General features: G+C 58.0%; 21 protein-coding genes and 3 pseudogenes. 17 read left to right on the top strand and 7 right to left on the bottom strand.

Going from position 1 to position 25,495, the window contains the following annotated elements:
• On the bottom strand, positions 1–744 hold a 744-nt coding region (locus tag WCA85_RS23070), incomplete at its 3' end, for an efflux RND transporter periplasmic adaptor subunit (RefSeq protein ID WP_424067170.1).
• A 294-nt stretch (positions 745–1,038) separates the two neighbouring features.
• Here WCA85_RS23070 and WCA85_RS23065 point away from each other — a divergent pair.
• Positions 1,039–1,662 (top strand): TetR/AcrR family transcriptional regulator, encoded by a 624-nt coding sequence (locus WCA85_RS23065; RefSeq protein ID WP_424067169.1) that lies wholly within the window; start codon positions 1,039–1,041, stop codon positions 1,660–1,662.
• Between the two features lie 214 nt (positions 1,663–1,876).
• On the opposite strand, the gene WCA85_RS23060 is transcribed toward WCA85_RS23065, so the two are convergent.
• Complete coding sequence (locus WCA85_RS23060; protein ID WP_424067168.1) at positions 1,877–2,089, bottom strand: hypothetical protein; 213 nt, start codon at positions 2,087–2,089, stop codon at positions 1,877–1,879.
• Positions 2,090–2,506: 417 nt separating this feature from the next.
• Here WCA85_RS23060 and WCA85_RS23055 point away from each other — a divergent pair, with 417 nt between their 5' ends.
• The 8 genes and pseudogenes from WCA85_RS23055 (at position 2,507) to WCA85_RS23020 (ending at position 10,873) form a co-directional block, all read left to right on the top strand.
• Positions 2,507–3,601, top strand: coding sequence for a LysR family transcriptional regulator (locus WCA85_RS23055; protein WP_424067167.1), 1,095 nt, complete (start codon positions 2,507–2,509; stop codon positions 3,599–3,601).
• A 277-nt stretch (positions 3,602–3,878) separates the two neighbouring features.
• Positions 3,879–4,271: a hypothetical protein gene (locus tag WCA85_RS23050; protein WP_424067166.1), complete on the top strand. Its 393-nt coding sequence runs from the start codon at positions 3,879–3,881 to the stop codon at positions 4,269–4,271.
• A gap of 31 nt (positions 4,272–4,302) precedes the next feature.
• Positions 4,303–5,526: pseudogene (locus WCA85_RS23045) on the top strand (IS1182 family transposase); the annotation flags it as partial.
• A 696-nt stretch (positions 5,527–6,222) separates the two neighbouring features.
• A complete protein-coding gene (locus tag WCA85_RS23040) occupies positions 6,223–6,537 on the top strand; it encodes a hypothetical protein (RefSeq protein WP_424067165.1) in 315 nt (104 codons plus the stop codon).
• Between the two features lie 299 nt (positions 6,538–6,836).
• Entirely contained in the window at positions 6,837–7,478 is a 642-nt protein-coding gene (locus tag WCA85_RS23035; RefSeq protein WP_424067164.1) for a glycoside hydrolase family 19 protein, read from the top strand.
• Positions 7,479–7,582: 104 nt separating this feature from the next.
• On the top strand, positions 7,583–7,801 hold the full coding sequence (locus WCA85_RS23030; protein WP_424067163.1) for a hypothetical protein: 219 nt from the start codon (positions 7,583–7,585) through the stop codon (positions 7,799–7,801).
• 62 nt (positions 7,802–7,863) lie between these two features.
• Entirely contained in the window at positions 7,864–8,880 is a 1,017-nt protein-coding gene (locus tag WCA85_RS23025; RefSeq protein ID WP_424067162.1) for a hypothetical protein, read from the top strand.
• A gap of 49 nt (positions 8,881–8,929) precedes the next feature.
• Positions 8,930–10,873, top strand: coding sequence for a hypothetical protein (locus WCA85_RS23020; RefSeq protein ID WP_424067161.1), 1,944 nt, complete (start codon positions 8,930–8,932; stop codon positions 10,871–10,873).
• Between the two features lie 691 nt (positions 10,874–11,564).
• Here the strand turns inward: WCA85_RS23020 and WCA85_RS23015 are convergent.
• The gene (locus WCA85_RS23015) at positions 11,565–12,227 is read right to left on the bottom strand and encodes a hypothetical protein (protein ID WP_424067160.1); all 663 of its coding nucleotides are present in this window, start codon (positions 12,225–12,227) and stop codon (positions 11,565–11,567) included.
• A 519-nt stretch (positions 12,228–12,746) separates the two neighbouring features.
• Between WCA85_RS23015 and WCA85_RS23010 the strand changes: the two genes are divergently transcribed.
• On the top strand, positions 12,747–12,968 hold the full coding sequence (locus WCA85_RS23010) for a DUF892 family protein (RefSeq protein ID WP_424067159.1): 222 nt from the start codon (positions 12,747–12,749) through the stop codon (positions 12,966–12,968).
• A gap of 435 nt (positions 12,969–13,403) precedes the next feature.
• Here the strand turns inward: WCA85_RS23010 and WCA85_RS23005 are convergent, their stop codons facing one another.
• Entirely contained in the window at positions 13,404–14,069 is a 666-nt protein-coding gene (locus WCA85_RS23005; protein WP_424067158.1) for a GntR family transcriptional regulator, read from the bottom strand.
• Positions 14,070–14,310: 241 nt separating this feature from the next.
• On the opposite strand from WCA85_RS23005, the gene WCA85_RS23000 reads away from it, so the two are divergent.
• Positions 14,311–16,575: an alpha/beta hydrolase domain-containing protein gene (locus WCA85_RS23000; RefSeq protein WP_424067157.1), complete on the top strand. Its 2,265-nt coding sequence runs from the start codon at positions 14,311–14,313 to the stop codon at positions 16,573–16,575.
• A gap of 27 nt (positions 16,576–16,602) precedes the next feature.
• Entirely contained in the window at positions 16,603–17,400 is a 798-nt protein-coding gene (locus tag WCA85_RS22995; protein ID WP_424067156.1) for a hypothetical protein, read from the top strand.
• A gap of 192 nt (positions 17,401–17,592) precedes the next feature.
• On the opposite strand, the pseudogene WCA85_RS22990 reads toward WCA85_RS22995, so the two are convergent.
• The 3 genes and pseudogenes from WCA85_RS22990 to WCA85_RS22980 all read right to left on the bottom strand — a co-directional run.
• A pseudogene (locus WCA85_RS22990) lies at positions 17,593–17,775 on the bottom strand (transglutaminase-like domain-containing protein); the annotation flags it as partial.
• A gap of 57 nt (positions 17,776–17,832) precedes the next feature.
• Positions 17,833–18,321 (bottom strand): annotated as a pseudogene (locus WCA85_RS22985) (DDE-type integrase/transposase/recombinase); the annotation flags it as partial.
• Positions 18,322–18,335: 14 nt separating this feature from the next.
• The gene (locus WCA85_RS22980) at positions 18,336–19,361 is read right to left on the bottom strand and encodes an AraC family transcriptional regulator (RefSeq protein ID WP_424067155.1); all 1,026 of its coding nucleotides are present in this window, start codon (positions 19,359–19,361) and stop codon (positions 18,336–18,338) included.
• 142 nt (positions 19,362–19,503) lie between these two features.
• Between WCA85_RS22980 and WCA85_RS22975 the strand changes: the two genes are divergently transcribed.
• The 5 genes from WCA85_RS22975 to WCA85_RS22955 form a co-directional block, all read left to right on the top strand.
• Positions 19,504–20,442, top strand: coding sequence for a 3-keto-5-aminohexanoate cleavage protein (locus tag WCA85_RS22975; RefSeq protein ID WP_424067154.1), 939 nt, complete (start codon positions 19,504–19,506; stop codon positions 20,440–20,442).
• A 1,001-nt stretch (positions 20,443–21,443) separates the two neighbouring features.
• A complete protein-coding gene (locus WCA85_RS22970) occupies positions 21,444–22,688 on the top strand; it encodes a branched-chain amino acid ABC transporter substrate-binding protein (RefSeq protein WP_424067153.1) in 1,245 nt (414 codons plus the stop codon).
• Positions 22,689–22,880: 192 nt separating this feature from the next.
• Entirely contained in the window at positions 22,881–23,828 is a 948-nt protein-coding gene (locus WCA85_RS22965) for a branched-chain amino acid ABC transporter permease (protein ID WP_424067152.1), read from the top strand.
• Between the two features lie 2 nt (positions 23,829–23,830).
• The gene (locus tag WCA85_RS22960; RefSeq protein WP_424067151.1) at positions 23,831–25,153 is read left to right on the top strand and encodes a branched-chain amino acid ABC transporter permease; all 1,323 of its coding nucleotides are present in this window, start codon (positions 23,831–23,833) and stop codon (positions 25,151–25,153) included.
• Positions 25,150–25,495 (top strand): ATP-binding cassette domain-containing protein (locus WCA85_RS22955; protein ID WP_424067150.1); only part of this gene is annotated, 346 nt, incomplete at its 3' end. The genes WCA85_RS22960 and WCA85_RS22955, both read left to right, overlap by 4 nt.

The raw sequence follows: 25,495 nt of genomic DNA, 5'->3' as shown, positions 1-25,495 counted from the left end.
CAGCGCCGACAGCGTGACCTGCGCGCTCTGGCCGACAGCCATCGCGGCCAGCGTGCTCTCCGGGACGTCGACCACCACGTCCACGTCACCGCTCCACGCGAGGTTATAGACGGCTTGTCCCGAAGACACGTTCTGCCCGGTCTGCGCCTGTTCGGCGGTGACGACGCCGTTGTGATCGGCGATCAGATCGGTGTACTGCAACTGGTTCTTCGCCAGCGCCGCCTGCTGCGCGGCCTGATCGCGCTGGGCCGCGGCGGATGCGTAGGCATTGGTGGTCTGCTCGAACTGCGCCGCCGAGATCAGGTTTTCACGCGCCTGCGCCTGGTCGCGGTCGAACTGCTGCTTCGCGTACACGAGGTTGTGCTGAGCGGCGTCGAGTTGCGCCTGGGTGCTGGCGGCGTTCTTCTGCGCGTCGGCGGGGTCGAGCCGGGCGACGACTTCGCCTAGCTTCACGGTGTCGCCGAGTCGCACGCGCCGCTCGATGATCTTGCCGTTGATGCGGAACGAGAGCGGCGTCGAGTAGCGTGCCTGTACCTCGCCGGGCAACGTAGCCGAGAACGGCGTGTTATCCGCATGCACGGCCACGGCCACTACCGGGCGCGGCCCGGGCGCAGCCGCTTCCTGCCGGTGGCAGGCGCCGAGCGTGAGGAGAGCGGCCAACGCAATTGCAGCGGCTGCACGGCGCAGCGGAGCGGGATCGTGCAAGGGCTGGAGGCGGGCAGGCCGTAGGGAATGCTTGTGCATCGGAAGCGATGCACGACAACCGGGACGATTCACGATTACCCCAATCACGAGACGGCGAACGAACACGGCAAGCCCCAGTGGGCGGCGAGCCAGGAAGCGATGCAAGGGACGCAAGCGGATTCAGGCGAATGCATGCGGTACAACCGCGCCAGAAGGCAGCGGGTGCGCTACAAGCGGTGCATCCAACGATCCGTGCAACAACCCATTGCTTCAGATGATGAGTTGCATTCTAATACACACCTGTATCTGAATGTATAGCCGTATCAGAATTCTTTCCGGTGCTACACTCGCCGCATGAAACGCCAACGACTCACACGCGAACAGAGCAAAGACCAGACGCGCCTGCGTTTGCTCGACGCCGCGCAAGCTATTTTTATGAAGAAGGGCTTCGTTGCGGCGAGTGTCGAAGACATCGCCGAGGCAGCGGGCTATACACGTGGCGCGTTCTATTCGAACTTCCGCAGCAAGCCGGAGTTGTTCCTGGAATTACTGAGGCGCGACCACGAAACGATGAAGGCGGGGCTGCAAAGTATTTTCGACGACGGACTCACGCGCGAAGAGATGGAAGCGCGCGTGCTGACCTACTACAGCAACCTGCACCGCGAAAACAAATGCTTCCTGCTGTGGATGGAAGCAAAGCTGCTAGCCGCGCGCGATGCGCGCTTCCGGGTGCGCTTCAACGCGTTCCTGCATGAGAAGCTTGAGGAGATGAGCGCGTATATCAGCGAGTTTTCGGCGCGCGCGGGCACGCCATTGCCACTGCCGGCAGAAACGCTGGCGATCGGCCTGATGGGGCTGTGCGACGGGGTGCAGTTCTTCTATACGACTGATCCGCAGAACGTGTCGGCGCAGACCACGGAATCGGTGCTGGCGGGTTTTTTTGCGCGCGTGGTGTTTGGGCGCGGCGTGCAGCAATAAGCCGGTGGAAGATGCCGTTAGCGGGCAGGAGCCAGGACTAGCGGGCGTCCCGGGCGTTGACCGACGCGTGCCATTGGGCTCGGGATGAGCGTGCTCGTAATGAGCCGGATGTGCGGGCAGGAGACGTTAGAGCGTAGCAACAGTCCGGTGTGCCGGATGTGCAGCGACCCGCCAATCATGGGGTGATTAGCGGGTGGGCTTACCGGAAGTCAGTTCAATCGACCGGGAAATTCGCGCACGCGTCGGTCAACGGCGACGCGCAAACGTACGAATATTCGCCGCTCCATTGCATGGCCGTCTTGCCCGCGTGCACGACCTGGCGGACGTCGGGGCTGGACTCATAGGCGATGAAGGCAGAGCAGGCGGCTGCGGACAGCACGACCAGCGAGAACGCGATTCTTTCAAAAACCTGAAAACGATGTGGCATGGCGGTATCTTCCTTTCAGGTGGAATGATATCGCGAATAAGGGTTTTTACCTAGTAAAAATTGTGCGGCGCCGCATTCGCAACCAGAGGCGTCCTTTGGACGAATTCTGCTGCTTCAATAATCGTCAGCGGTATCGTCTTCGCGCGCCAAACGGCTCCCAAACCTCGCTCAATTGCATCGATCCGGGCAAGCTGACCGTTTTGCCATCTTCATGTCAGGGTTGGGCCATGAGCGATGGATACAATCAAACCCGTTGGGCAAGCCTTGTTGAGAGTGACGGGTGGCGCGGGTCTCGCGCATGCCGTCCGCAGTGAAGGGTGTTTCCTCCCGTAGTCACAGGCTTGCCGGTCGCCGACGTTGCGTGTTGCGCGCGTCGCCGTTCGATGGCTTGGCTGTACTAGCGGCAGGAGTGGCTCCATGAATCATTTGCAGTCGATGCGAGTATTCGTCAAGGTGGCGGATCTTGGCAGTTTCGCCCGCACGGCCAGCGCGATGAGTATTTCCACCGCGGTGGTGACCCGGCATGTGGCCGATCTCGAAGAGCGCCTCGGCACGCGCCTCTTGAACCGGACGACGCGCAGTCAGTCGTTGACCGAGTCCGGTCGTGTCTATCTCGAGCGCGTGCGCCCGATTCTCGACGATCTGGAAGGGGTCGAGCAGATGGTGGTGGCGCGCAATCATGAGCCGGTCGGCACCTTGCGCATCGTCGCGCCGGTGGTGTTCGGCCTGCACAACTTTGCTCCGGTCCTGCAGTCGTACGCCGAACGGTATCCGAACGTCATTCCCGACGTGACCTTGGTGGATCGTCATGTGGATCTGGTCGAAGAAGGCTTCGATGTCGGCGTGCTGATCGCGCGGCAGATGCGTAGCGCAAGCATCGTCACGCGGCGGCTGACCACCGGGCATATGACCGTGTGCGCAACGCCCGCCTATCTGCAGAAGCACGGTGCTCCGATTCGCCCCGAGCAACTGCAGGATCACCCGAGCCTGTCGCTGCCGTCAGAATATGGCGGTGATGAACGCGTGTTCACGAGCATCAACGGCGAAGGCGAAGTGCGGGTTCGACCCACCAATGCGATTGTTGCGAACAATACCGAGATGCTGCGCCAGTTCGCGCTGCTCGGCATGGGCATCGCGATCCTCCCGAGCTATCTGATTGGGCGCGATCTCGAACGCGGCAGGCTGGTGCGTCTGCTCAGCGATTTCCGTCTGCCGCAGGTCGAGGTCACGATTGCCTACCCGAGCCGCCATCATCTGCCGGCCAAGGTTCGTACCTTCATCGATCACCTGGTTGAGCACTTCAGCCATATCTCCGGCGCTCTGCCGGGCGAAGCGTCGAATACGCTCGCGGCGGCGCAGGCCGCCCGCGCGCTCGACGACCACATGGAACTGGTGCCGGACGGTTGCGATGACGATCATGCGCCTGAACCGGTGCGGTGCGGCAAGCCGGCGACGGTGGTGTCGCGGAAGGTGTCGCGCTCGCGGTTGACGGAGCAGGCTTCGCCGATCTGAAGATGAACGGCGAGTGCTTCCAGAGCGATGGCCACAGCAGGATGTGCTTGTCCAGCGGACTGCCGAATGTCATGAAGCCGCGCAGATGAGTGACCCACTCCATCATGCGCGCTGGCGCGCTCCCCTCTGGCCGCTCTTGCGGCAGGAGGAGCGCCTGCATGATGCGCGCAAAACTGATCACCGTGCCTTCGCTATGGGCAAAGATGTAGATCTCCGGCGGCCCGTCGCCATCCTCCGCGTCCTGCATCACCCGAGTGACAGCCCGTGTGAGCGCGCCGTGAAATCGCGCGAGGATCGTGTCCCGGTAGAACTCGAAGTCCGCGGGCAACTGGATACCCCCCACGTACTGCTCGAGCAACGCAGCCAGATCGAAGTGAAAGAGGCCCGCCTTGGCGGCGATCATCGTGAGGTTTTCCAGCACGCCGACGCCCTCGGCAATTTCCTGGATCACACCCGCAGCGCGCGCAAAGTTGCGGTCCCTCAGCGTCTGAACAGGCACGTTATTCCTGTAGGCAGCTTTCGCGCGTCCCGCCGCCGTGTACGCCCACGCGCGGCTTTCATCCATCGTGTCGCCGCGCCTGGCCAGATCACGCGGAAGGTCCGCCCAGTAGACCTCGGCAACTCCGATCGCGGGAATGTGGTGGTTCGGGCAAGCCGGAATCCGGTGTAGCGCCACGGCGCCGCCGCCAGCGAGATTGAAATATCTGAATCGCATTCAATCAAGTCGGCGTCTGGAGCGTGAGACCCAGCGCAACATTGAGCTTATGTGGCTAACAGGGCGACTTTCGCCGGACTTCAAGACCATCGCCGACTTCCGACGCAACAATGGCAAGGCAATCCGCAATGTCTGCAGTCAGTTCATCGTGCTATGCCGAAACCTGGACCTCTTCTCAAAATCGATAGTGGCCATCGACGGTAGCAAGTTCAAAGCCGTCAATAATCGCGATCGGAATTTTACTGACGCGAAGGTCAAGGCGCGCCTGCAACAAATTGATGAGAGCATCGCGCGATATCTTTCCGCGTTAGAGACGGCAGACAGGACTCAGTCCGATGTTGCTGAGGCGAAGACAAGTCGCATCAACGATAAGATCAGCAAGCTCAAACAGCAGATGCAGGACCTCAAGGCGATGGAGCAGCGATTGCGCGAGTCACCAGATGGACAGGTGTCGTTGACTGATCCGGACGCGCGCTCGATGGCTACCAGCGGTCGGGGAACGGGAATGGTTGGCTACAACGTTCAGACGGCGGTTGATGACACGCATCATCTGATCGTGGCGCACGAGGTCACCAACGTAGGCAACGACCGCAGTCAGTTGACAAACATGGCTGGCCAGGCACGGGCGGCTACAGGCATCAAGGAACTGACTGTGGTTGCCGACCGGGGCTACTTCAAGAGCGAGGAAGTCCTGCAATGCCATGAGGCGGGCATTACGGCCTTCGTTCTTAAACCGCTGACTTCGGGCAAGATCGCTGACGGCTACTTCGGCAAGCAGGATTTTATTTACATAGCCAAAGACGACGAATATCTTTGCCCCGCCCAGCAGCGGCTCAACTGGCGTTTCACGAACATCGAGCATGGCATGACGCTACATTGCTATTCGAGTTCAGCCTGTTTTACCTGTGCAATCAGGAAACAATGCACATCGGGCAAACAGGCTCGCCGGATAAAGCGCTGGGAACATGAGGCCGTCGTCGAGGCGATGCAGAAGCGCCTCGACCAGAAGCCGGACATGATGCGCATACGCCGTCAGACCGTTGAACACCCATTCGGTACGCTGAAATTCTGGATGGGCGCGGCGCACTTCCTGATGAAGACACGTGAGCATGTCAGCACCGAGATGAGCCTCCATGTGCTTGCGTACAACCTCAGACGCGTCATGGCGATCCTCGGCACTGGGTCGATGATGCAAAAGATGCGGGCCTGAGGACAGACCTGCAGCAGACCGGCCGCGCTGCCGCGCATTAAGGCGACCAGGCACCTCTTCTTCTCACGACGTGATCAAAAAAATCGATAAACGTAAGACGGGCTTAACCAAGTCGTCGACGGGCGTAATTGTTCGCGTGAAAATTCGTCAGAGCGCCCGGCGCGACGTTCTTACACAACCTGGGTCGGGCGCTGCCGATTGCCGTCAGGAAGTGGCCGGCCAGTTTCTACCGTTTGCGATCGAAATCGCGGGGTCACTGGACAGGTACTTAGATTCAGGTAATGGACGTTAGGCAACGTCGTCAATGCTCTTCCAACGCAGACCTCTGCCTCATATTGACGCAGCTTTCCTTTCAACTCTCTGTATCTCAAACCACCTCGAGTCGCTTGGCACATTTGCAAATGACCATAGCAAAAATGAGTGTCGACCGTGTAAAGCACGCATCGTCGATGCTTTCTATGGCGCATGACGGGCCTGTGAAAATCCACGCGTCCTCAGAACAGAAAGGTCCCGATCAAATTTCGAAACAATTGCTTAAATAATTTCAAAAATATTTTTAAAAAAATGACAATGAATTAAAATGAAATAATCGGGTTTACCATAGCAGGACAATTTTGCAAAGTTGGATATAACTAAGAGACTGGTGTATCGAAAATCTTGACTGTGTTAATTGCCTGACCCCCGAAGAGGTTAAAAATGGCCAATGTACAGATAATCATTGATGCTCTGAGGGATATCGCGAGCGAAAACTATATGGGACATCCCTCGAGTCGTAAGTCCATGCACGAGCTTGCGTTCGATCGTCTTCAGGCATCAGCTACCCAGGTCGCGGACATCCTTGACCAGAATCGGGTTCCTAACAACGACATGAAAGAAAACATTCAGGCGCAATTCGAATCGATGAAGAAAAACGTGGATTCGTACTGTTTAAAAACTGCGGGAACTGAGCCAGTGCTAATCGCTTTCAGCAAGGCCCAGGCCGAGTGGGATGCATTGATGAAAGGTATTTGATAAAACCAGATTGTCGATCTGGAAACCTGCGAATTACTTGTAGAAGCGATTTTGAAATATAGATAAATAATGGTCGCAAACGTACAAAAATATCGCTTGAGTGATATGATGATTTAATTGAATATTAAATTGCACAAAAAATCGTCGAATATTAAATTGATATATCAGGATATCTCACGGGCAAACTGTGTGATCGAATGCGTGATCAACGATTGATTGGATGTAGTTAGACCGCGCCTGATGGGGTTAGGTATCTGCTCGTCCAGATTTATATCAAATTTTTCCTGGCGGGACGGCAAATGGACAAGCGAACCTTTCGGCAAGCCACCGAATTGTCGGGGGAGCTTGCTGATCGGTGGTTTGATTGTGTGATTGCCGCGTTGAACGAGTTCGGAATCAGTACTTCAGCGCAACAAGCCGCATTTTTTGCGCAGATTCGGCACGAGTCGGGAGGGTTCAGGCAACTGGTTGAGTCGTTCAACTACAAGCCGTCGGCGCTTGCGATTTTCTCGCGCATACCTGCAAGCGAACGGGAAACACTGGGGCGTCAGAAAAGCGAACCGGAAGTTCCAGTCGCGCGGCAGCAAAAGATCGCGAATCTGGCATATGGCGGACGATACGGCAACGGAAGTCCGGCCTCGGGCGATGGCTGGCGATATCGCGGACGTGGGCTGAAGCAGATAACGTTTCGCGATAACTATGCCGCATGCGGTAAGGCGCTGGGCACCGATCTGATCGCGCAACCTGACTTACTCGCTACTGATGACACGCTCGCCGCCCGTTCGGCGGGCTGGTTCTGGAAGACCAAGGGCTGCAACGAACCTGCAGATCGCGGCGATTTCGCAGGGACGACCCGGATCATCAATGGTCCGGCGATGGAGGGCCACGAAAGGCGCGTTGCTTTCTGGAATACCGCGAAATTGGCATTGCATCTTGCGTAAGGTAGGTGTGCAGAATTTGAAGGGTTCAGGCAACGCGGTCGTGAAGAGACCTGGATTGAGGCTCCTATGGGGAGAATTTTGGCTAACTGAAAAAGGTGAGAAATATGGCCTGGCAGGAAAAATTCGAGAGCGATGGCGGAGCTGAGAAAATAGTCTATTGCGGCACGAAGAAGCATCGACATGAAGCACCTCTGATTACACAGATTGCAATCGCCCTCGGCACCACTTACGGGGGAACCTGGAGTGTTCGTGCAAACAGCTACAGGCCAGTTGATTCTTGTCCGGTCAATGCAGTGACCTTCGACGATATCGGACTGACTTAAGGCCTTCATCGCTGGTTCGTCGGTCTGCTTGACTGTGCCCGGATAAGTGCATCGGAGCGGTGGTGACTGGCCACCGCTTTGCCTGTCCGACCATCGCCCGTCGGCGTTCTGCTGCACGGGTATTTTTAACTCCTGCGGATTATCGGGAGGCGGCGGTGCGTCAGATATCCGTTTCGGTTCGGGTGATCGGACTCGTCCTGTCGCTCCTCTTGAGTACGGCGGGACTTGATCGTCATGCGATGGCGCAGACGCAAGAAGCCTTCGACGCGCAAGTCTCGGTATTTGATTCCAAACTCAAGCTCTTGCAGAGCATGCAGTCCGATCTTGATGCGCGCGTGAGGTGTCTTGATCAACGCGATGCACAGTTGACGGCGCAACGCGCGCAAAAGGAACTGGAACTGGGGAAGCTTCGCGCGGACGAACAGCAATGGTTGACGAAGGTTGGCCAGCAACAGGCTGCCTACGATGGTTTCAGACAGGCGTTCGACCTGGAACAGAGCAAGTTGCGGATGTTACGGAACGAACTTGCACATCTTCAGGCTCAAAAGCGTTGGCAGGAGGAATGGATCCAGCAGTGCAAGAGAGAAAAAGACTGGAAGCGGTTGTGGGGTTTGACATGCGAAGCCGATATGAATCTGGCGAAGACCTTCGGTCAGATCAAGAGTTATGAGGGCGACATTGCCGCAACAACGAAAAAAGAAGAAACCGCGCGGGGCAGCATGGAAGCGACGCGTGCGGACCTGAATGCCAGTGAGGGGGCGCTCACCGAGGCAAGAAAACGCTCGAGCGAAGTTAAGGCCGCAATCACAGAGACAGAGTCGACTCTTCGCAACGTGAGCAGGATCCTTGCCGAAGTCCGCACATCGGTACAGCCCTTTCAGATCGTCATCGGGGACCTATCCGCCGCACTCAATGAAGCAAAGGAAGTGAATCTGGAGGATAAGAGAAAGCGTACGTTATACACCCTTTCGTTTATCGGTCAGAAGGCCGACACTGCGATTGCTCGTGGAAACCACGCCATTTCCCAGACCGACATAACCCTGGGTCAAGGATGGACTGGACAATGCGTGACGAATTAAACGCCTGAAAGCGTTCTACATATCGACATTGACGAATAGAGGTAACGTTATGGCAAATACAGTGGCCTTTGAGAGTCGTACCGCGAAGCTCAACAAGTCTATCGAGGTTCAGATCGATAAGATCATTGGCGAGAGTCCGTTCAGACTGCCGACGATAGACGACGAGATATCCAGGCTGTATGTCAACAAAATCGAAGGAACGTACAACGTTGATCGTGCCAAGAAGGACACCGATAACGCGATTGACCTTCTTTACATTGCATACAACACAACGACACAAAAGGAAGGGGAAATCCGCACTAAAATTGTTGACATAATGAACAGGCTGATCAAATCTCAGCAAGAGAGCGAGATTGCGATGTCGCGTGCCATGAACGTCTCTGATTTCATAGTTGGCAAGGTTGGCGCTAACCACGCCGAGTGGCTCGACGTCAGAAGCGTCCAGAGTGCGGACAACACCAAAGGTGTCGACGAAATAAAGGAGTTTCTCAAGAATGACCTTTTGACGCTCGCCAGGCAGATCAAGGAGAAGGCGCTGGGTGTAAAGAAGGAACTGGATGTCATTGCGGCTTCCTATGACGGCATTATCAAGAATACCGCCGACGTTACCTCCAGCAGCGAAAAAGCCCTGGCGAGCCAGCTGAAAGATAAGGCTGCAATGGAAAAGGAGATCGTTGAGTCGAATGCCAGACGCGAGCAGCTGGATGCTCTCGTAAAGGATCTTCAATCTGAAGTGCAAAAATATGACAAGATGGCGCGCGACTACGAGAGCCGGGCGAATACGGCAGAAGAGCGCGCCTTCATTATGTCTATCGTGCAGATCGGCGCGCAGATGCTGGCAGGGGCGCTGCCAGCAATTGTCACGGCGCTCACGGCGTCTGCCACGGGTGGAGCGTCTGTGGTCGCATCGGCGGCAACAAACACACTAAAGCGGGCTGTAGGCGATAAGAACAGTGATACGAAGGGCGATGCGGATGATGATCAGAAGGCCATTGCAACCAGAAAGGAGATTGCCGAAAAGAAAGCAACAACCGAGTTATCAGAGAAGAAGGTCGCAGAACTCAAGGGCGATCTGAAAAATCTGAACGACGAGTTGAAGAAGGAGCAGGGTAAAGAGACCAGTGAGAAGGAGAAGGATGCAACGGGCAAGGAGTCCAAGGATAAGGAGACAAAAGACGTAGAAGAAAAAGAGAAAGAAATCACAAACAAGGATACTGAGACCGTAAAGGGTCTTAAAACAAGAATAGAAGAAAAAAAGAAGGAGTTGAAAACAGAAGAAGATAAATATGCTGTTCTCATCGGCGTTCTGTCCGGTCTTCAAGCGTCGCTCGTGGCGCTGGATAAGGGGCTAGGTAAAATGTCCGAGAAGATGGAGAATACGGCAAGCAGTCTGCGTGAGATGCAGATGAAGATGCTGGAAAAGGTTGAGACTTACGAAAAGGAAAGAAGGACCCAGAACGCAGAACTGATCAAGATTAATGCCCTGCTCAAAGGAAAGCGGGATGAACAGGAGACGATCCAGCTTGCAATCAGGTCACTTAATCTCAGCATCAGTGCATTGAAGAGGGCAAAGGAGATCATCGAAGAAATTGCATTCTTCTTCAAATCTTTCGCCGATTTCATGGATAGAGTAGGCCAGGAAACCGAACTGGATATAGAGCTTTTCGACGATTTCTCCAAGAAGGAAAAGATTCGCGAAAACTATTTCAAAAATCTCATCCGGGCAGGAGACAGGTTCTTTGTCCGGCAGAATGCGGAGTGGAGCGCTATACACATAGTATGCGACAGGTTCTGCAGGAGCTTCGCCGATGGCTGGTCGAAGCTTAACAAGCTTAGCGGAAAGTACCTTGGCGGAGATGAACTGGAAGCGTATTTCGTCACAGCATCCGCAAAGTTGGAGGAGATCGTGCAGGATCGGGAAGCGGCCGCTGATCAGAAAGTCGTGGATCTTGAGAACTATCGTAAGGAACTACGGGAAAGCGCGATGGCTTGACGTAGACACTGGCGGGGAAGCACCCAATGCGGGGGCGTTTCAGACGCGAGGCGGCGTGGGCCTGACAGACAGGTTCACGCCGATCAGGAATCTGTCCCGCACCGGTCCAGGTTCGCTCCATCTCGGGCCTGGCGTCCTGGCTGCATCCCGCGGCCCGCTATCAGGCTATTAGGGAAGCACATCGTGACCCTTTGCCCGAACAGTGCGGAGCACGAAGGGAGAGCGCGTTCGCCGCGCCAATGGTGGTCATTCTGAACGCAGATAAACTGCCCCCAGTACCGCTGGTGTCGAAGCTGTAAATCTGCTGCTTTTTGCGCCGACCGACATACAGGTTGCTCAAACTGTCGGAGGCCATCCCGGAGCCTGTGCCCGGCAGTTGGAACTTCGATGTCAAGGTTACGTCCTGGCGGTTCCCGGCGATTGGATTGCCGGTCCAGATAACGCTACCGGGCACCCTCTCGCGCAGCTGCTACTGGCGCTCCTTGACGGACCATTTCGCGAGACGACCTACTCGGCGATAGAGTGCCTTATGCAACCGGTTCGACTTCGACCCCGAGCGGGTGCCTGCCAGATAAGGGGGCGAGTGCATAGGGGGAATAGATCCGGCAAGGCGTGATCCCACGGCGCAAAGCCGACAGGATTGGGGCCACCAGAAACCAGTAGCCCCGCGCGCCGTAAAGCTGTATCGATCTTAGGCGGACATCTGCACGAAAACGCCGCCGGAGATCGAGCCAGTCTGCTGGGACAGATTGCTTGCAAGGGTTTGCAAAAAGGTCTGCAGCGATGTCCCGCCAGTGCCCGATGACCCAAACAGATTGCTGAATTCGTGCCCAAGGCTCGCGAGTCCCGTGTCCGATGACGACGTTGCCTCACCATTTGCGCTTGCGCTACCAGACTGACTGCTGCTGGTGCCAACGGCTTGCGCAAGCGACTCGAGCTGCTGGGTAAGGGATTTGAGGTAAGACGGCGAGGACACACCGCTCACCGAGTTGCCCGACCCATCTTGCGATGTCGAAGAAGGCTCGACGCCTTGTTGCGAGCTTGCTAGTGTCTGGAAGATCTGTCCAACAAACTGCGCAAATGCCGAATTAATTTTCGCATCCGCACTGGCATCGGACGATGATGCGTCAGTCGTAGAGCCAGGATAGTTCAGAGCTAGACCCAATTGCCCAAACGTTTTAGCGAGAGCGCTCACCAGAGGACTCGTTTGCGGCTGCGACCCCGAGACCAGATCGTTTATGGTTTCCTGTTGCTGGTCGATGCCAGGCACCTGTCCCGACTCCAGCAGCGTTGTGATACCGGATGGGCTCGCGGCGGTGGAGACAGAGGTCGGGAGTAACGTGTGGGAAATCATGGCAACAGCTCCTGATATCGGATCCGAACGTCCGAACTACAGCAGTGGTGCTGTGTGTGCGATCGCCCGCATGTGACCCCCGAGGGCCGATCGCACTACGGGATGGTCTATTAGTGGTGAACCGAATTTTATCGACGTTCAGGATGCGGCGACGTTGCTGGTCAGTCACATGTTGGATTCAACGTTGCTCCAAGAGCAACCACTGAGCGGCAATTCTTTGCGCCCTGCATTGGCTTGGTGCACATGCAGGAGACCGCGCGGGACCTTGCAGCGGACTACCATGATGACCTGCTCTTTCTTGCGTTGACCGCCTCCATTTGAGCGGCAAGCTCATCGGCGTTTGATTCTGTACTCGTGCTGTGAAAATAGGTTTTCTTGTCTTAATATCGACGCTTCTCACCTCGATTCATGCCTCGCGCACGCGGCGAGATGTCGAGGCGGCTGGTTTGTTTGACCAGGAAACCAGTCCCGACCTTCGCTTGGCGTTTGAGACGCACCTCGAAGAAACGCAAGGTCAGCATGAAAGAATTGACTAGAAGGTGGAAGCAACCGGAATTAGACTCAAACGCGTTAAATGTGAGCGTACGGCCATTGATAGCGCTGGCCAGGCGGCTTAACGAGGCGGCTGCAGTGAAACTGCTGGGGGAGACTCTGAAGGAAGAACAGGCGACCGACGAGAAGCTCTCCCTGCCCGCCGAAGAAAAGGTGGCCGCGGAAGCGCTGGGCAGAGAGACTGTCTGACGTATGACGGCGAACGACCGCCGCCGACGGGTTTCCGGGTAGGGCGGGCACTTGCCTACGGCATCAGCGCTCTGGAATCCTTCAAGCATTGATGTTGGACCGATTGCCCTGCCATTGCTTCGCCAGTAGGGGCGAGCTCAGGCCGCCGCCATGACATCCGTTGCTCGCGCCACTTCTGCCGCCACTCCGGCGCCTCCATCGCAGCCGGCTTCCCGTCTGCATCCGGCCACAAGTGCAGAGTCCGCGAACGTCAGGGGCACCGCCGAGCGACGCCCAATCTCGCAGGCGCGAGCGCGAAGACACAAAGCTGGGAACAGATGGCAGCCCATAACGGCTCTCGCTCGGAGCATTCTCGGTCAATTAAGGAAACACAGGGGGGACGGCTGGCAAAGTACCAATTTGCGCGCGTAGTTGGATTGAACCTGAGCGCACTTATTAGTCTGAGTCGACTTGAGCCAGTGCAGCAATCAGGTCGCCGAAACGTTCGCCCTGGACCAGTATGTGACCTCTGAGCGCTAGGGCAGCGGCCTCGCCGTCGCCCGCCGTCAGCGCATCCACGACTGCCTGATGTTCGTCGAATGACGCTGCGATGCGCCCTTTGACGCGCAACTGCAGGCGCCGATAGGGGCGCAGCAGCTTGTGCAACGCCGTCGCCTGGTCGTGCAAAAAGCTGTTGTGACTTCCCTGATAGATCAGGCAGTGAAAGCGTTCGTTCAGGTGGAAGTACTCGTCCGGGCTGCCGGAATCCCGCGCTTTCTGACAGGCGACATGTGCCTCGCGCAGCGCGTCCAGTTCCTGTGCATTCATACGCCTTGCCGCGAGCCGGCTGGACATGGCCTCCAGTTCGGCCATTACCTCGAACATCTCGACCAATCTATGGAGGCTGATTTTCGCAACCACGGCACCGTGCCGCGGCCGCATCTCGACCATGCCGGCGGCGGCGAGTTGCAACAACGCTTCCCGCACCGGAGTTCGCGATACCGCAAAGCGCGCGATCAGTTCCGCTTCATCGAGCCGCGCACCAGGTGGAAGATCACCGGTCGCGATGGCTTCCTCGATGGATTCACGCAGCCGGTCTGCAAGCGTCAGCTTGTTTGTCATGTTTGGACTCCCACGGAACCGAGTTTGACCACAACGAGCGTGCCGTTATCGTACGCGTAAACGATAGTTGAGAACGGTGTTGGACGAATTATAAATACCTGAGAAACCCATAAATATAAAAATCGTCTTCCGGAAAATATCTAGAGGGCTTCTGGGCATTTTGGCCGTCGTCGCCTGAGGACGGACTGCCCATGCCACACGCGCGCGCTTCTTTCCCTAAACCGTGTCCGGAGGCCTGGCCATGAAGATGCAGTCCGTAGCTGTATCGGTAGCTGTTGGTGTGGCGATTGCTTTGACAAGTGGCTGCGGAAACGACATCCATTCACCGCCTCCAGTGTCCAGTGGCGCGGGCTTTATCAGGAGTTTCCAGATCATTTCGAGCGCGCCGGCATTCGGCGGTGCGACGCCGGCTGGCGCAGCAGGTCCATACCAGGTGATAACGGCAGTCGTGCACGGAGAGCTCGATCCGAATAATCCACTCAATGCGGGAATTGTGAATATCAAGAACGCGCCGGTCGGCAGCGATGGTTACGTGGACTACTCGACCGACGTGGTGATCTTGCGCCCGCAGAGCGCATCTAATGCGGTGCGAGTCCTCTTTTACGATGTGGTGAATCGCGGCAGCAAGATCGGCGCAGCTTCCTTCGTGGGCGGGGGCGCGCTCGACACCGGCGCGGCGCCGCCATCCACTTTTCCATCGCTCCTGCGTAACGGCTATACGGTGCTTTGGAGCGGCTGGCAAGGCGACGTGCCACTTACCGGTAACAGCACGATCGCCGGTGCAGGTCTGCTCGGCACCAGCTTTCCCATTGCGACCAACCCGGACGGAACGCCGATGACCGGCATGAGCCGCGAGGAGTTCATCCCGGACTACGCAGGCGGCCCCGCGACCACCATTCCGCTGACGTACCCGCCGGCCAACCTGTCCGACAAGAGTTCTGTAACCTTCACAGCACGCCAGTCATGGCTCACTGCGTATGGCAGCATTCCGGGTGGCCTCGAAACCTATACCGCGCCGTCACAGCCAGTGACGACGTGGAGTTATGTCAGTACGCCGAACAATGTCTACGAGGGAAATTATTCGGTGACGTTCACCCCGCCCGCGACCGTTCCGGGCCCAAACGGCGCGCAGGTGCCTCCTGACGCGGGGACCATTTACAGCTTCGTCTATCAGGCTGCAGCACCGACTGTCGACGGTATCGGCTTCGCCGCGTTGCGTGACCTGGTCTCCTTCCTTCGCTATGACGCCACCGACGCACAGGGCAACGCCAATCCGCTCAACGATCTGAAAAACGCGGCCTGCGTTGCATCAGGATGCTCAACGAGCACAAATTTCGATATCGCGGTTGGCGAAGGCATTTCTCAGTCGGGCCGCTTCATGAAAGACTTCCTGTATCAGGGTTTCAATGTCGACAAGAATGGCAAGATCGTGTTCGACGGCATGTTCCCGATCATTTCCGCCGCGCGGCGCACGTGGACCAACGCCGCGTTCGCCCAGCCCGGGCGCTGGTCGAAGCAGCATGAGGATCACTTCATGCCGGGATTCCAGTTCCCATTCGCGTACGCGACGATGACCGATCCCGTGAGCGGGGCGACGGATGGTCTCCTGAAACAGTGCACGGCGACCAACACCTGTCCGAAGATCATGCAACTCGACGGCGCGTTCGAGTGGTGGGGTGGCGCAGCCTCGCTGGTCGTGACCGATGGACGTGGCAACGACGTCCCGTTACCGGCGAACGTCCGTTACTACCTGGTGCCCGGCACGCAGCACGGCGGAGGCAGCGGCGTAACGACCGGCAATTTCACGGTGCCGGTTGCGGGCAGCCAGTGCCAGTTCCCGGGCTCGCCGGTCGAAGAAACGCCAGTTGAGCGAGCGTTGATTCCGGCGCTTGTCAACTGGGTGGGCAAGGGCACCCCCCCGCCCGCGTCGCAATATCCGACGGTCGCCTCGGGGAATCTGGTGGCGCCGACCCAGGCGACAACGGGCTTTCCATCGCTGACCAGTGTGATGGTGCCAAGTGGACCTGCTGCGACACCCACCACGCTTCAACTGGTTTTCAATGGCGAATACAATCAGTTGTTTGTGACGAACTTCAACAATGCGGTTCCGGTAGTGAATACGGCGCAGGCCTATACGATTCTCGTGCCGAAAGTGGACGCGAATGGCAACGAGACGACCGGCGTGCTGGTGCCTGACGTCAGCGTCCCGCTCGCCACCTACACCGGCTGGAACTATCGGGGCGCGGGGCATGCGATCGGCGACGGCTGTATTTCGAACGGCGCGGCGATCCCGCTAGCAGTGAATGCGGCCGCCGAGGCCGGTGGCACTGATACACGGGCAACGCTGGCCTCCCTTTACGGCAGCAGTCGTTCGAAGTACCAGGCAGCAGTCGCGGCTGCGGCGAATGCGCTCGTCAGTCAGGGCTATCTGCTGCAGGATGACGCCACCAATGTCTTCATAACGAACGCGAGTAGCGTTTCGGCGACGTTGCTACCGCAACCTTAGGGTGCGGTCGTCCTGAGAATGAACGCCATGATACGTATAGCAGGACGGTATGCTGCCCCTGTGTTGGCCGTCGCGCTGATTGCCGCATGCGGCGGCGGCAGCAGCGGCGCCGGCAGTGGCGCCGCACCGGCAATCTCGTCGAATGCTACGACCTATCAGAACAGTTTGACGCTCGGCAGTGTCGGTGCAGTCTCACTGTCGCTCGTCGCTGCGACCACCACCACCAATGCGATGCTGGTCAGCACGGTCGCGGCGCCGCTGCTGACGGCGGGGAGCAATCCGCTCGTTTCGACTTATCTGGCCGCTAGCGTGCCCGGCGCTGGCGTAGCATGCGTGTCGGCGATGACGAACAGTATCGGCACCGTCACTGACGTCAATGCAGGCGTCAATATCAAGAGCGTAGCTGCGCTACTGGACGGTATCTGGAGTGTCTCGTCCACACCGTCCGAAGATTGGGCGGAGCTCGGCTCCAACGGCGCAGCGTTTGACGGCTGGGAAAACTGCGGCGCCAAGGCGGAAGGGGCGCCATCGCCGTCATCCACACTGACGGTCAACGAGGACGGCAGCTTTTCCGACAACGTATTCGATGGGAATCCGTCTACCACTGTCACGACGATCAGCCAGAGTTTCACTGCGGCGCAAGCTGCTGCTTTATTGTCGGACGGTGGCTATCTCGACAGCAGCCAACCGGCCAATCCGCAGACTATCCGCCTGAGGGTCTACCGCAACACTGCACAGCAAACGGTGCTGGTCGAACAGGCCATTCCAACGAGCGGCGCAACGAGTCAGAATCCGGGTTATATCGCGATCTATGTCCCGCATTGAAGGCGGTATCGTTCTGACCATTCGTTGCCAAAGCAAGTGCCGCCGGATACGGCTCTGCGAAGTATCGAAAATGTTTGTCGCTTCGGCTTTCTTTTTCAACAGTCGGGTGTTCACGCTTTATCGCGGGCAACGCTCATGCTGCGCTGGCACGGTCAAAATGGCTCGCAGACGACCACAAACTTGACAAGAGCCATTGTTTCGCGGATCGAACGTTTGCCAGCTGCCGCCCAGATAGGCCTCGAACCACGCGCAGAAATCCATCGGAGCGTAGGGCGGGGGCAGTCCGACATCGCTGATGTAGCCGCTGCAATAGCGTGCGGGAACGTTCATGGCACGACACAACGCGACTGCCAGATGCGCGTAGTCCCGGCACAGGCATTGTCAACTTGGCGATACGCAACTACGTATCTGCATTAAACGTAGTCATCCTTATCAAGATATTTCATCGGCTGCGGTGGAGAAAGTCCATCCATGCCACATCGCGAGGCGCTCTATGAGTTTGGCGCGATGACAGGGTGCTTTCATCTGATGCCGCGGCAGCGCGAAATGCTGCCGGATTGGACCGAATCTGGAGAGGACCGCCTGCGTGCGACGCGCATCGCGAAATCCGATCATCTGCCGCTCACGTCTGCGCGTCGGCTGGTGGCTATTCTCGACACGGTTGTTCACGCGCGCGGCCGCTTTGACGAACACATGCTTTACCTGAGCGAGTTCCGGAATGTCCGCCTTTGCTGCCCGATAGCTGCGCAGTTGATCAGTCACGATCTTGCGCGGCACCGGGTTTGATCGCAGCAGCCGTCGAAAGAAGCGCGTTGCCGCAGCCTTGTCGCGCCGCTTTTGTACCAGCACGTCGAGCTCAGTGCCATGCTCGTCGACGGCACGCCACAGCAGATATGGCTCGCCGCGCAGCGTCACAAACACTCCCCGCACAAAAACTAATGGCGAAGCTCCGCTGGGCCCTTTCCCGTCCACCGTTTCAAGGCCCTGCGGAAGTTGGCGGCGTCGCTGAAACCCAGCAGCATGGCGATATCTTCCGTGCTCATCTTTGTCGTCTTTAGATATTCCGTCGCCAGCGAGCAGCGCACATCGTCGACGATTGCAACAAATGACGTTCCCTCTGACTCGAGCCTTCGGCGAAGGGTACGACTTGTCATCTTCAGGGCGTGCGCCACGACGTCCATACCCGGGAATTCTCCGGGCTTGCGCATCAGAACCTGATAGACCTCCCCGGATGCACCGGTTGAAGTTTTCGCCTGTCCAATGAGCCGGTCGCACATTTCCTGAATCAACGCGGCCGAGTGTCTGTTCGCCAGTTGCGGCTTTTGCTCAAGGATGGCGCTGTCATAGACAAGTTCGCATCGCTCCTGCCCAAAATAACAAGGACAACCTAGATACTTGGGGTAGATGTCCGCATAGGAGGGCGCTGGGTAGGAAAAGCAGGCTTTTATCGGGGGGCAGCTATGACCCGCTACGTCCTGTAAATGGGTAACGTGCTGGGTAAATTGCTGCTCGATCAGGAATTCTCCCAGTTCGCGTGTTGGACTGGAAATGAATGCGTCCGGGAACGTCCAGACTGCCCTGTCGGGGTATTCGGTCCATACGATAGTGAGCGTGGGCGTTGCCAGCCGATGGTATTTCACGCCGAGCCTGAAGTAGTCGCGAAGCGAAAGGCACGACATCAGCGCATAGCCATACATGCCATAGGCGGCCAGGTGTAGACGAGAGCCCACTTCGAAGGGCGTCGCCGGATCGCGAGACAACGTGATGGCGTTCTTGCACACGGCGGCGTATTGGCGCACCGAAGTCAGCGTGGAGGTGCCATAAAGCTGGTCGACATCGACGCCGCTACCCTTCAGGCTGTCTTCTGGGGTAATTCCCCGGTCGGCGAGGACTTCGACGAGCGCCGCGATTTTGTAGGGCGCGTAGATACGCTCGTTGAGCAGCGGAAATCTCGGCAGCACAGCGCCTCCCCAGAATGTCCTGCGATGATGTTCATCTGTCCGGAAATGACCTTACGGAGGCGATGCTATCCGACTATTCTTGGCAGCACAAGGGAGCGGTTCGCAAAGTGGCCGTCCCATACAAGACGCCGGAGACAGTCAAATGAGCAACATCAGCCGAAAAGTCATTATCACTTGCGCCGTAACAGGTTCCGCGCACGTCCCGTCAATGTCGGAATATCTGCCGATCACACCAGCGGATATCAAATCGCACGCCATTGAAGCAGCAGAGGCAGGCGCCGCAATTCTTCATCTGCATGCGCGCAATCCGCAAGATGGTCGACCGACGCCGAGCCCTGAGGTTTTCAGAGAGTTTGTTCCCGCCATTGCCAAAGAGACGGACGCCGTTATCAATATTACGACTGGCGGCGGCACGCGCATGACGCTCGACGAACGGCTGGCATACCCACGGCTGGCAAAACCGGAGATGTGCTCGTTGAACATGGGCTCGATGAATTTTTCCCTTCACCCCGTCGCGGCGAAAATCTCATCGTGGCGATACGACTGGGAAAAAGACTACGTCGAAGGCATGGAAGATACGATTTTCCGAAACACCTTCAAAGACATCAAGGACATTCTCACGGAGTTCCGAGACTATGGAACCCGGTTTGAGTTCGAATGCTACGACGTCGGACACCTCTACAATCTCGCATACTTTATCGACCAGGGGCTGATCAAGCCGCCATTCTTCATTCAGTCCGTACTCGGGATACTCGGCGGAGTTGGGCCGGACCCGGAAAATCTGTCAGTCATGCGCTCCACCGCTGACCGGTTGTTCGGCAGGGACAACTATCATTTTTCAGTCCTCGGCGCCGGTCGGCATCAGATGTCCCTGGTGACCATGGCTGCGATTATGGGGGGCAACGTTCGTGTCGGACTGGAGGACAGCGTGTATATCTCCAGGGGCGTGAAAGCCCAGTCTAATGCCGAGCAGGTCCGCAAGATCCGGCGGATCCTTGAGGAGCTTTCCTTTGAAATTGCAACCCCGGATGACGCTCGGCAAATGCTCGGATTAAAGGGAGCGCACAAGGCTACCCTATGACGACTCTGGCCGTGCCGGGCTTCAACCCCGGGCTTTTTGAGAAGCCGACTCGACCTTGCGACTGGCATCGTCGAACGGCTTCTCGCTTTGACTCTATGAAAAACGACTGTTGAACGCTCTAGACCCTGTGAAACCGCGGCCGGCCCTGCGAGTGCTCGTGTCGGGCGCGGCTACAAGCAGTGGTGCCGCGATTGCCGAGTCATTTCTGCAGGCGGATGAACTCGACCGCACTTGCGATATCGACTCTTCCGCTGTCGATAAGGCAAAGGTCGGCCCGCGCAGCGCCAGTGCTTCCCGTTGGCCAAGTCTGGGCGATGGGCGTCTTCGACCGGCTGCCTGGTGGGTCGGCAAGGTCTTCACCGGGCTGAGGGGCCCGCCGGGTTGCTCATAGGTGAAAGCACTAATCAACTGCCCGTTCGCCTTGTCCACCAAGGCGGGCAGCTATTTCGGCGAGGTCCCATGTCCGCAGGGCACATTTTCGCGTCCGAAAATGACCTAGCTTTTGCTTTTCCCGCTCCTTACTATCAAATTGCCCTCATAAAAGCGGGGCGCCGGTGCAAGGACCCTAACCGAGCGAATCAGGCATGTCGAAAATACGAAAGGGACAGCGATGTATTTCTGGGAACGGCGCATCCAGCGCGAACGGCGAGCCTCATCCGCCGTACTGCTCTGGGCAGCGTTGACATTAACCCGGCACAGGCCGCCGGCGAATACAAGATCGACCTGGGCATGAACTGTTCGGGCGACGACTGGCAGACGGCGGTGAAAGACATGGTCGAGAAACGATGGCCAATCCTTAGTACTCCGTCATGTTGTCTCGGGTGTTTCCATCGAGAGCCTTCCTTCTGGCAGCACGCCGGTTCCGGAGACGACCGTCATGCCTCCATGTGGCACTGAATCGCGACGCCGAACCGGAATGAAGAGGGATCATGCGGCGACGCTTTAGAAATTGTTGCGAAATCGGGTAAAGAATCGATTCGAAAATCATAGGAGACAAATTAATGAAAAAATTACGTTTCTCTTGGGCCGGCGCGGCGGTCTGTATCGCCTTGGCTTCGGGCGCGGCATCGGCAGAAACAGTGAAGATCGCATTCATCGATCCGCTGTCCGGCCTGATGGGTTCACTGGGGACCAACGAACTCAGGAGCTGGCAATACGTTGCCGACGTCGCCAATCAGCAGAACTGGAGCGGCGGACCCAAACTCGAGGTGGTCGGATTCGACAACAACCTTTCTCCCCAGCAGAGCCTCACCCTTCTCAATGAAGCCGCCGATCAGGGAATCCGCTATATCGTCCAGGGCAACGGTTCTTCGGTCGGCATGGCACTCGAGGATGCGGTGGCTAAATACAACGAGCGCAATCCCGGCAAGGAGCTCATCTATCTGAATTATGGCGCGGTGGACCCGGCCATGACCAATAGCAAGTGCGACTTCTGGCACTTCGCCTTCGATGCCAACTCCGACATGAAGATGGAGGCGTTGACCACCTTTCTCGCCAAGGATCCGAACGTCAAGAAGGTCTACCTGATCGATCAGGATTATTCCTTCGGCCATGATGTGGCGCGTGCCGCGCAGGAAGACCTCAAGCGCAAGCGTCCGGACATCGAGATCGTGGGCGACGATTTCCACCCGCTGGCCAAGGTCAAGGATTTCTCGCCCTATGCCTCCAAGATCAAGGCGTCGGGTGCCGACACCGTGATCACCGGCAACTGGGGGAGTGACCTGGCGCTGCTGATCAAGGCCAGCAAGGACGCGGGGGTGACCGCCAACTATTACACCTATTACGGCCCCACGACCGGGGTGCCGACCGCAATGGGTGCGGCCGGTGCCGGCCACGCCAAGTACATTGGCTATTTTGGCCCGAACACCAAGGGTAATCCTCCGCAAGCCGATCAGATATTCGACGGCTTCAGGAAGAAATACAACGACGACTTCTACATGATTGCGGCCTATAACGGCATCGCGATGGTGAGCCAGGCGTTCAAGGAGACGCACTCGACCGATCCGCTCAAGGTAGCCAGGGCGCTTGAGGGCATGAAGACCCAAGGCCTGAACGGCATGGTGGAGATGCGCGCTTCCGACCATCAGTTGCAACAGCCCCTCGTGATCACCACCTGGGTCAAGGCGGATGGCAAGGACGTCAAGTACGACCAGGAGAAGACCGGTTATGGCTGGCGAACCGATGCCGTGCTGGCCGCTTCGTCTGCAACCTTGCCGACCACTTGCCAGATGAAGCGCCCGAACTAGGCCGGGATTGCCCGTGCCCGATGAAGGACTTGCCGCAGGCCGACGCGGCGTGGTCTGAAAGCTGCGACCGCAGTGTCAGCCCCCGCGTCGGTGGTGTTGATGTATCGACACGTTATTGGGCGTGGTTCGCCTGCCCGCTCCGCGTCGCGAGGCTGGCAATTATCGCCGCTGTCGCCAGAAGGAACGACCTCCGTGGAATTTTTCATCATCTCGTTGTTGAACGGCATCAGCTACGGGCTGCTGCTGTTCCTGCTGTCGTCGGGGCTTACGCTGATCTTCAGCATGATGGGTGTGCTCAACTTCGCCCACGCCAGCTTTTACATGCTGGGCGCCTATTTTGCATACACGATTGACGACAGGATTGGCTTCTGGCCAGCGCTTGTTTTCACACCCCTGCTGGTAGTGTTCGTCGGCGCGCTGGTCGAACGCTTCGGTCTGCGCACCGTGCACAAGTACGGGCATGTGGCCGAACTGCTGTTTACTTTCGGTCTGGCCTATCTGCTTGAAGAAGCCGTCAAGCTGGTCTGGGGCCAGGCCTCTGTACCGTACCGCATCCCGCCGGAGCTGGACGGTCCGCTGTTCCATGTTTTCACCTCGACGTTTCCCAAGTACCGCGCCTTCATGATGCTGGTGTCGGTGTCGATGCTGGTGGCGATTTACCTGATGCTCACGCGCACGCGGATCGGGCTCGTCATACAGGCCGCGCTGACACATCCGCAGATGGTCGAGGCGCTCGGCCACAATGTGCAGAGAGTGTTCATGATGGTGTTCGCCGGCGGCGCCGCGCTCGCAGGTCTGGCGGGTGTGATCGGCGGAAATGCTTTTGTCACTTCGCCGTCGATGGCCGCTTCGGTCGGCACGATCGTATTCGTGGTGGTGGTGGTGGGCGGCATGGGGTCGCTCGGCGGTGCTTTCATTGCCTCGCTGCTGATCGGACTGCTGCAGACTTTCGCCGTCGCCATCGACGCTTCGCTGTCCGACCTGTTCAGCGTGTTTGGCCTCCATGTGACGAGCGCCACGCTGTTGTCCTCGGTGTGGGATCTGACTGTGTCGCAGATGGCGCCTGTGCTGCCCTATCTGCTCATGGTGGTGATGCTGGTTGTGCGCCCACGCGGACTGATGGGAACCCGGGAAGGCTAGACATGAAAACGACGATGCAGCAAAGCTACGAGCCGGCAGCGGTCCAAGGCCGTCTCCGTTCCCGCCACCGTCAACTCGCGCACTACGCCATCTGGGGCCTGGCCGCCTTCGTGATGCTGGTGGCGCCGCTGTGCTTCTCCAGCCGGTTTGCCATCGCGCTGCTGTCGCAGATGGGGATCATGATCATCTTCGCGTTGTCGTACAACATGCTGCTCGGCCAGTCAGGCATGCTGTCCTTCGGCCACGCCGTCTATTCGGGGCTCGGTGCGTTCGTCGCCGTGCATGTGCTCAATATGGTCGGCGCGGGTGAGTTCTGGTTGCCCGTCTCGCTGTTGCCGCTGGTAGGCGGTCTCGGTGGCGCGTTGTTCGGCGTGCTGTTCGGCTATGTGACCACTAAGAAAGCGGGCACCACGTTCGCCATGATCACGCTGGGTATCGGCGAGATGGTGTACGCCAGTTCGCTGATGTTCCCCGACTTCTTCGGCGGCGAGGGGGGAGTCTCGACCAACCGCGTGGTCGGCAATGCGGTGCTCGGCATTACGTATGGGCCAGGGCGTCAGGTGTATTACCTGATCGCGGTGTGGTGCCTCCTGTCGATGATCGCGATGTACGCCTGGACTCAGACGCCACTGGGCCGGATTGCCAACGCCGTGCGCGACAATCCCGAGCGGGCCGAGTTCGTTGGGTACGACACACAACGCGTACGTTACCTGGTGATGATCCTGTCGGCCTTTTTCGCCGGCATCTCTGGCGGGCTGTCGGTCATCAACTTCGAGATCGTGTCGGCCGAAAATGTCGGTGCCGCGCACTCCGGCGGCGTTTTACTGGCCACGTTCATCGGCGGCAGCGGCTTCTTCTTTGGCCCCGTCATCGGCGCCGTGTTGTACGTTCTGTTTGCCGTGGCGCTATCCAGCCTCACGCAGGCGTGGCTGCTCTACCTGGGGCTCTTCTTCGTGCTGATTGTGATGTTCGTGCCGGGAGGCATCGCCAGCCTGCTGATGAAGCAGGTGCCGCTGATCACCGAACGCAAGTTGGGCCGCATGCTGCCCGCTTACTCGGTTGCGCTGGGCGCGGGCCTGATCCTGCTGGCTGCGTTGATTCTGACCGTGGAGCTAACCTACAAGCTTCAGATTGACAGCGACAACGGCACCGGCATGACGCTGCTTGGCATCGCCTTCGATGCGTCGTCGTTCAAGCCCTGGGCCGTGGCGGCAGCGCTGTGGCTCGCGGGCGCGCTGGCCTGGCGAGCGACCGTGGCGCGAGTGCATCGGACCTGGGACGCAGTGCAGACGGAAATGGCAGTAAGGGCAGGAGGCGGCGTATGACGGCAGCGCTGGAGTTGAGCGAAGTGCGCAAGAAGTTCGGCCAGACGGAAATCATTCGGGGCGTCAACCTCAGCATTCCCAAGGGCGAGCGCCACGCGCTAATCGGCCCCAATGGCGCGGGCAAATCGACCACCTTCAACCTGATCTCGGGACGCAGCACGCCGAGTTCCGGCTCTGTTAGGCTCAACGGTACGGAGATCGGCGGCCTCAAGCCCTTCGTGATCAATCGCATGGGGCTCTCGCGTAGCTTCCAGATCACGAACATTTTCCACCGGCTCTCCGTGTTCGAGAACTTGCGCTGTGCGGTGCTGTGGTCGCTCGGCTACAAGTACTCGTTCTGGC

Origin of the sequence: Paraburkholderia sp. (assembly GCF_049581445.1) — a bacterium.
Classification (GTDB): Bacteria; Pseudomonadota; Gammaproteobacteria; order Burkholderiales; family Burkholderiaceae; genus Paraburkholderia.
Note: the sequence above shows the minus strand (reverse complement) of the source record. Positions and strands in the feature narration are given on the sequence as shown.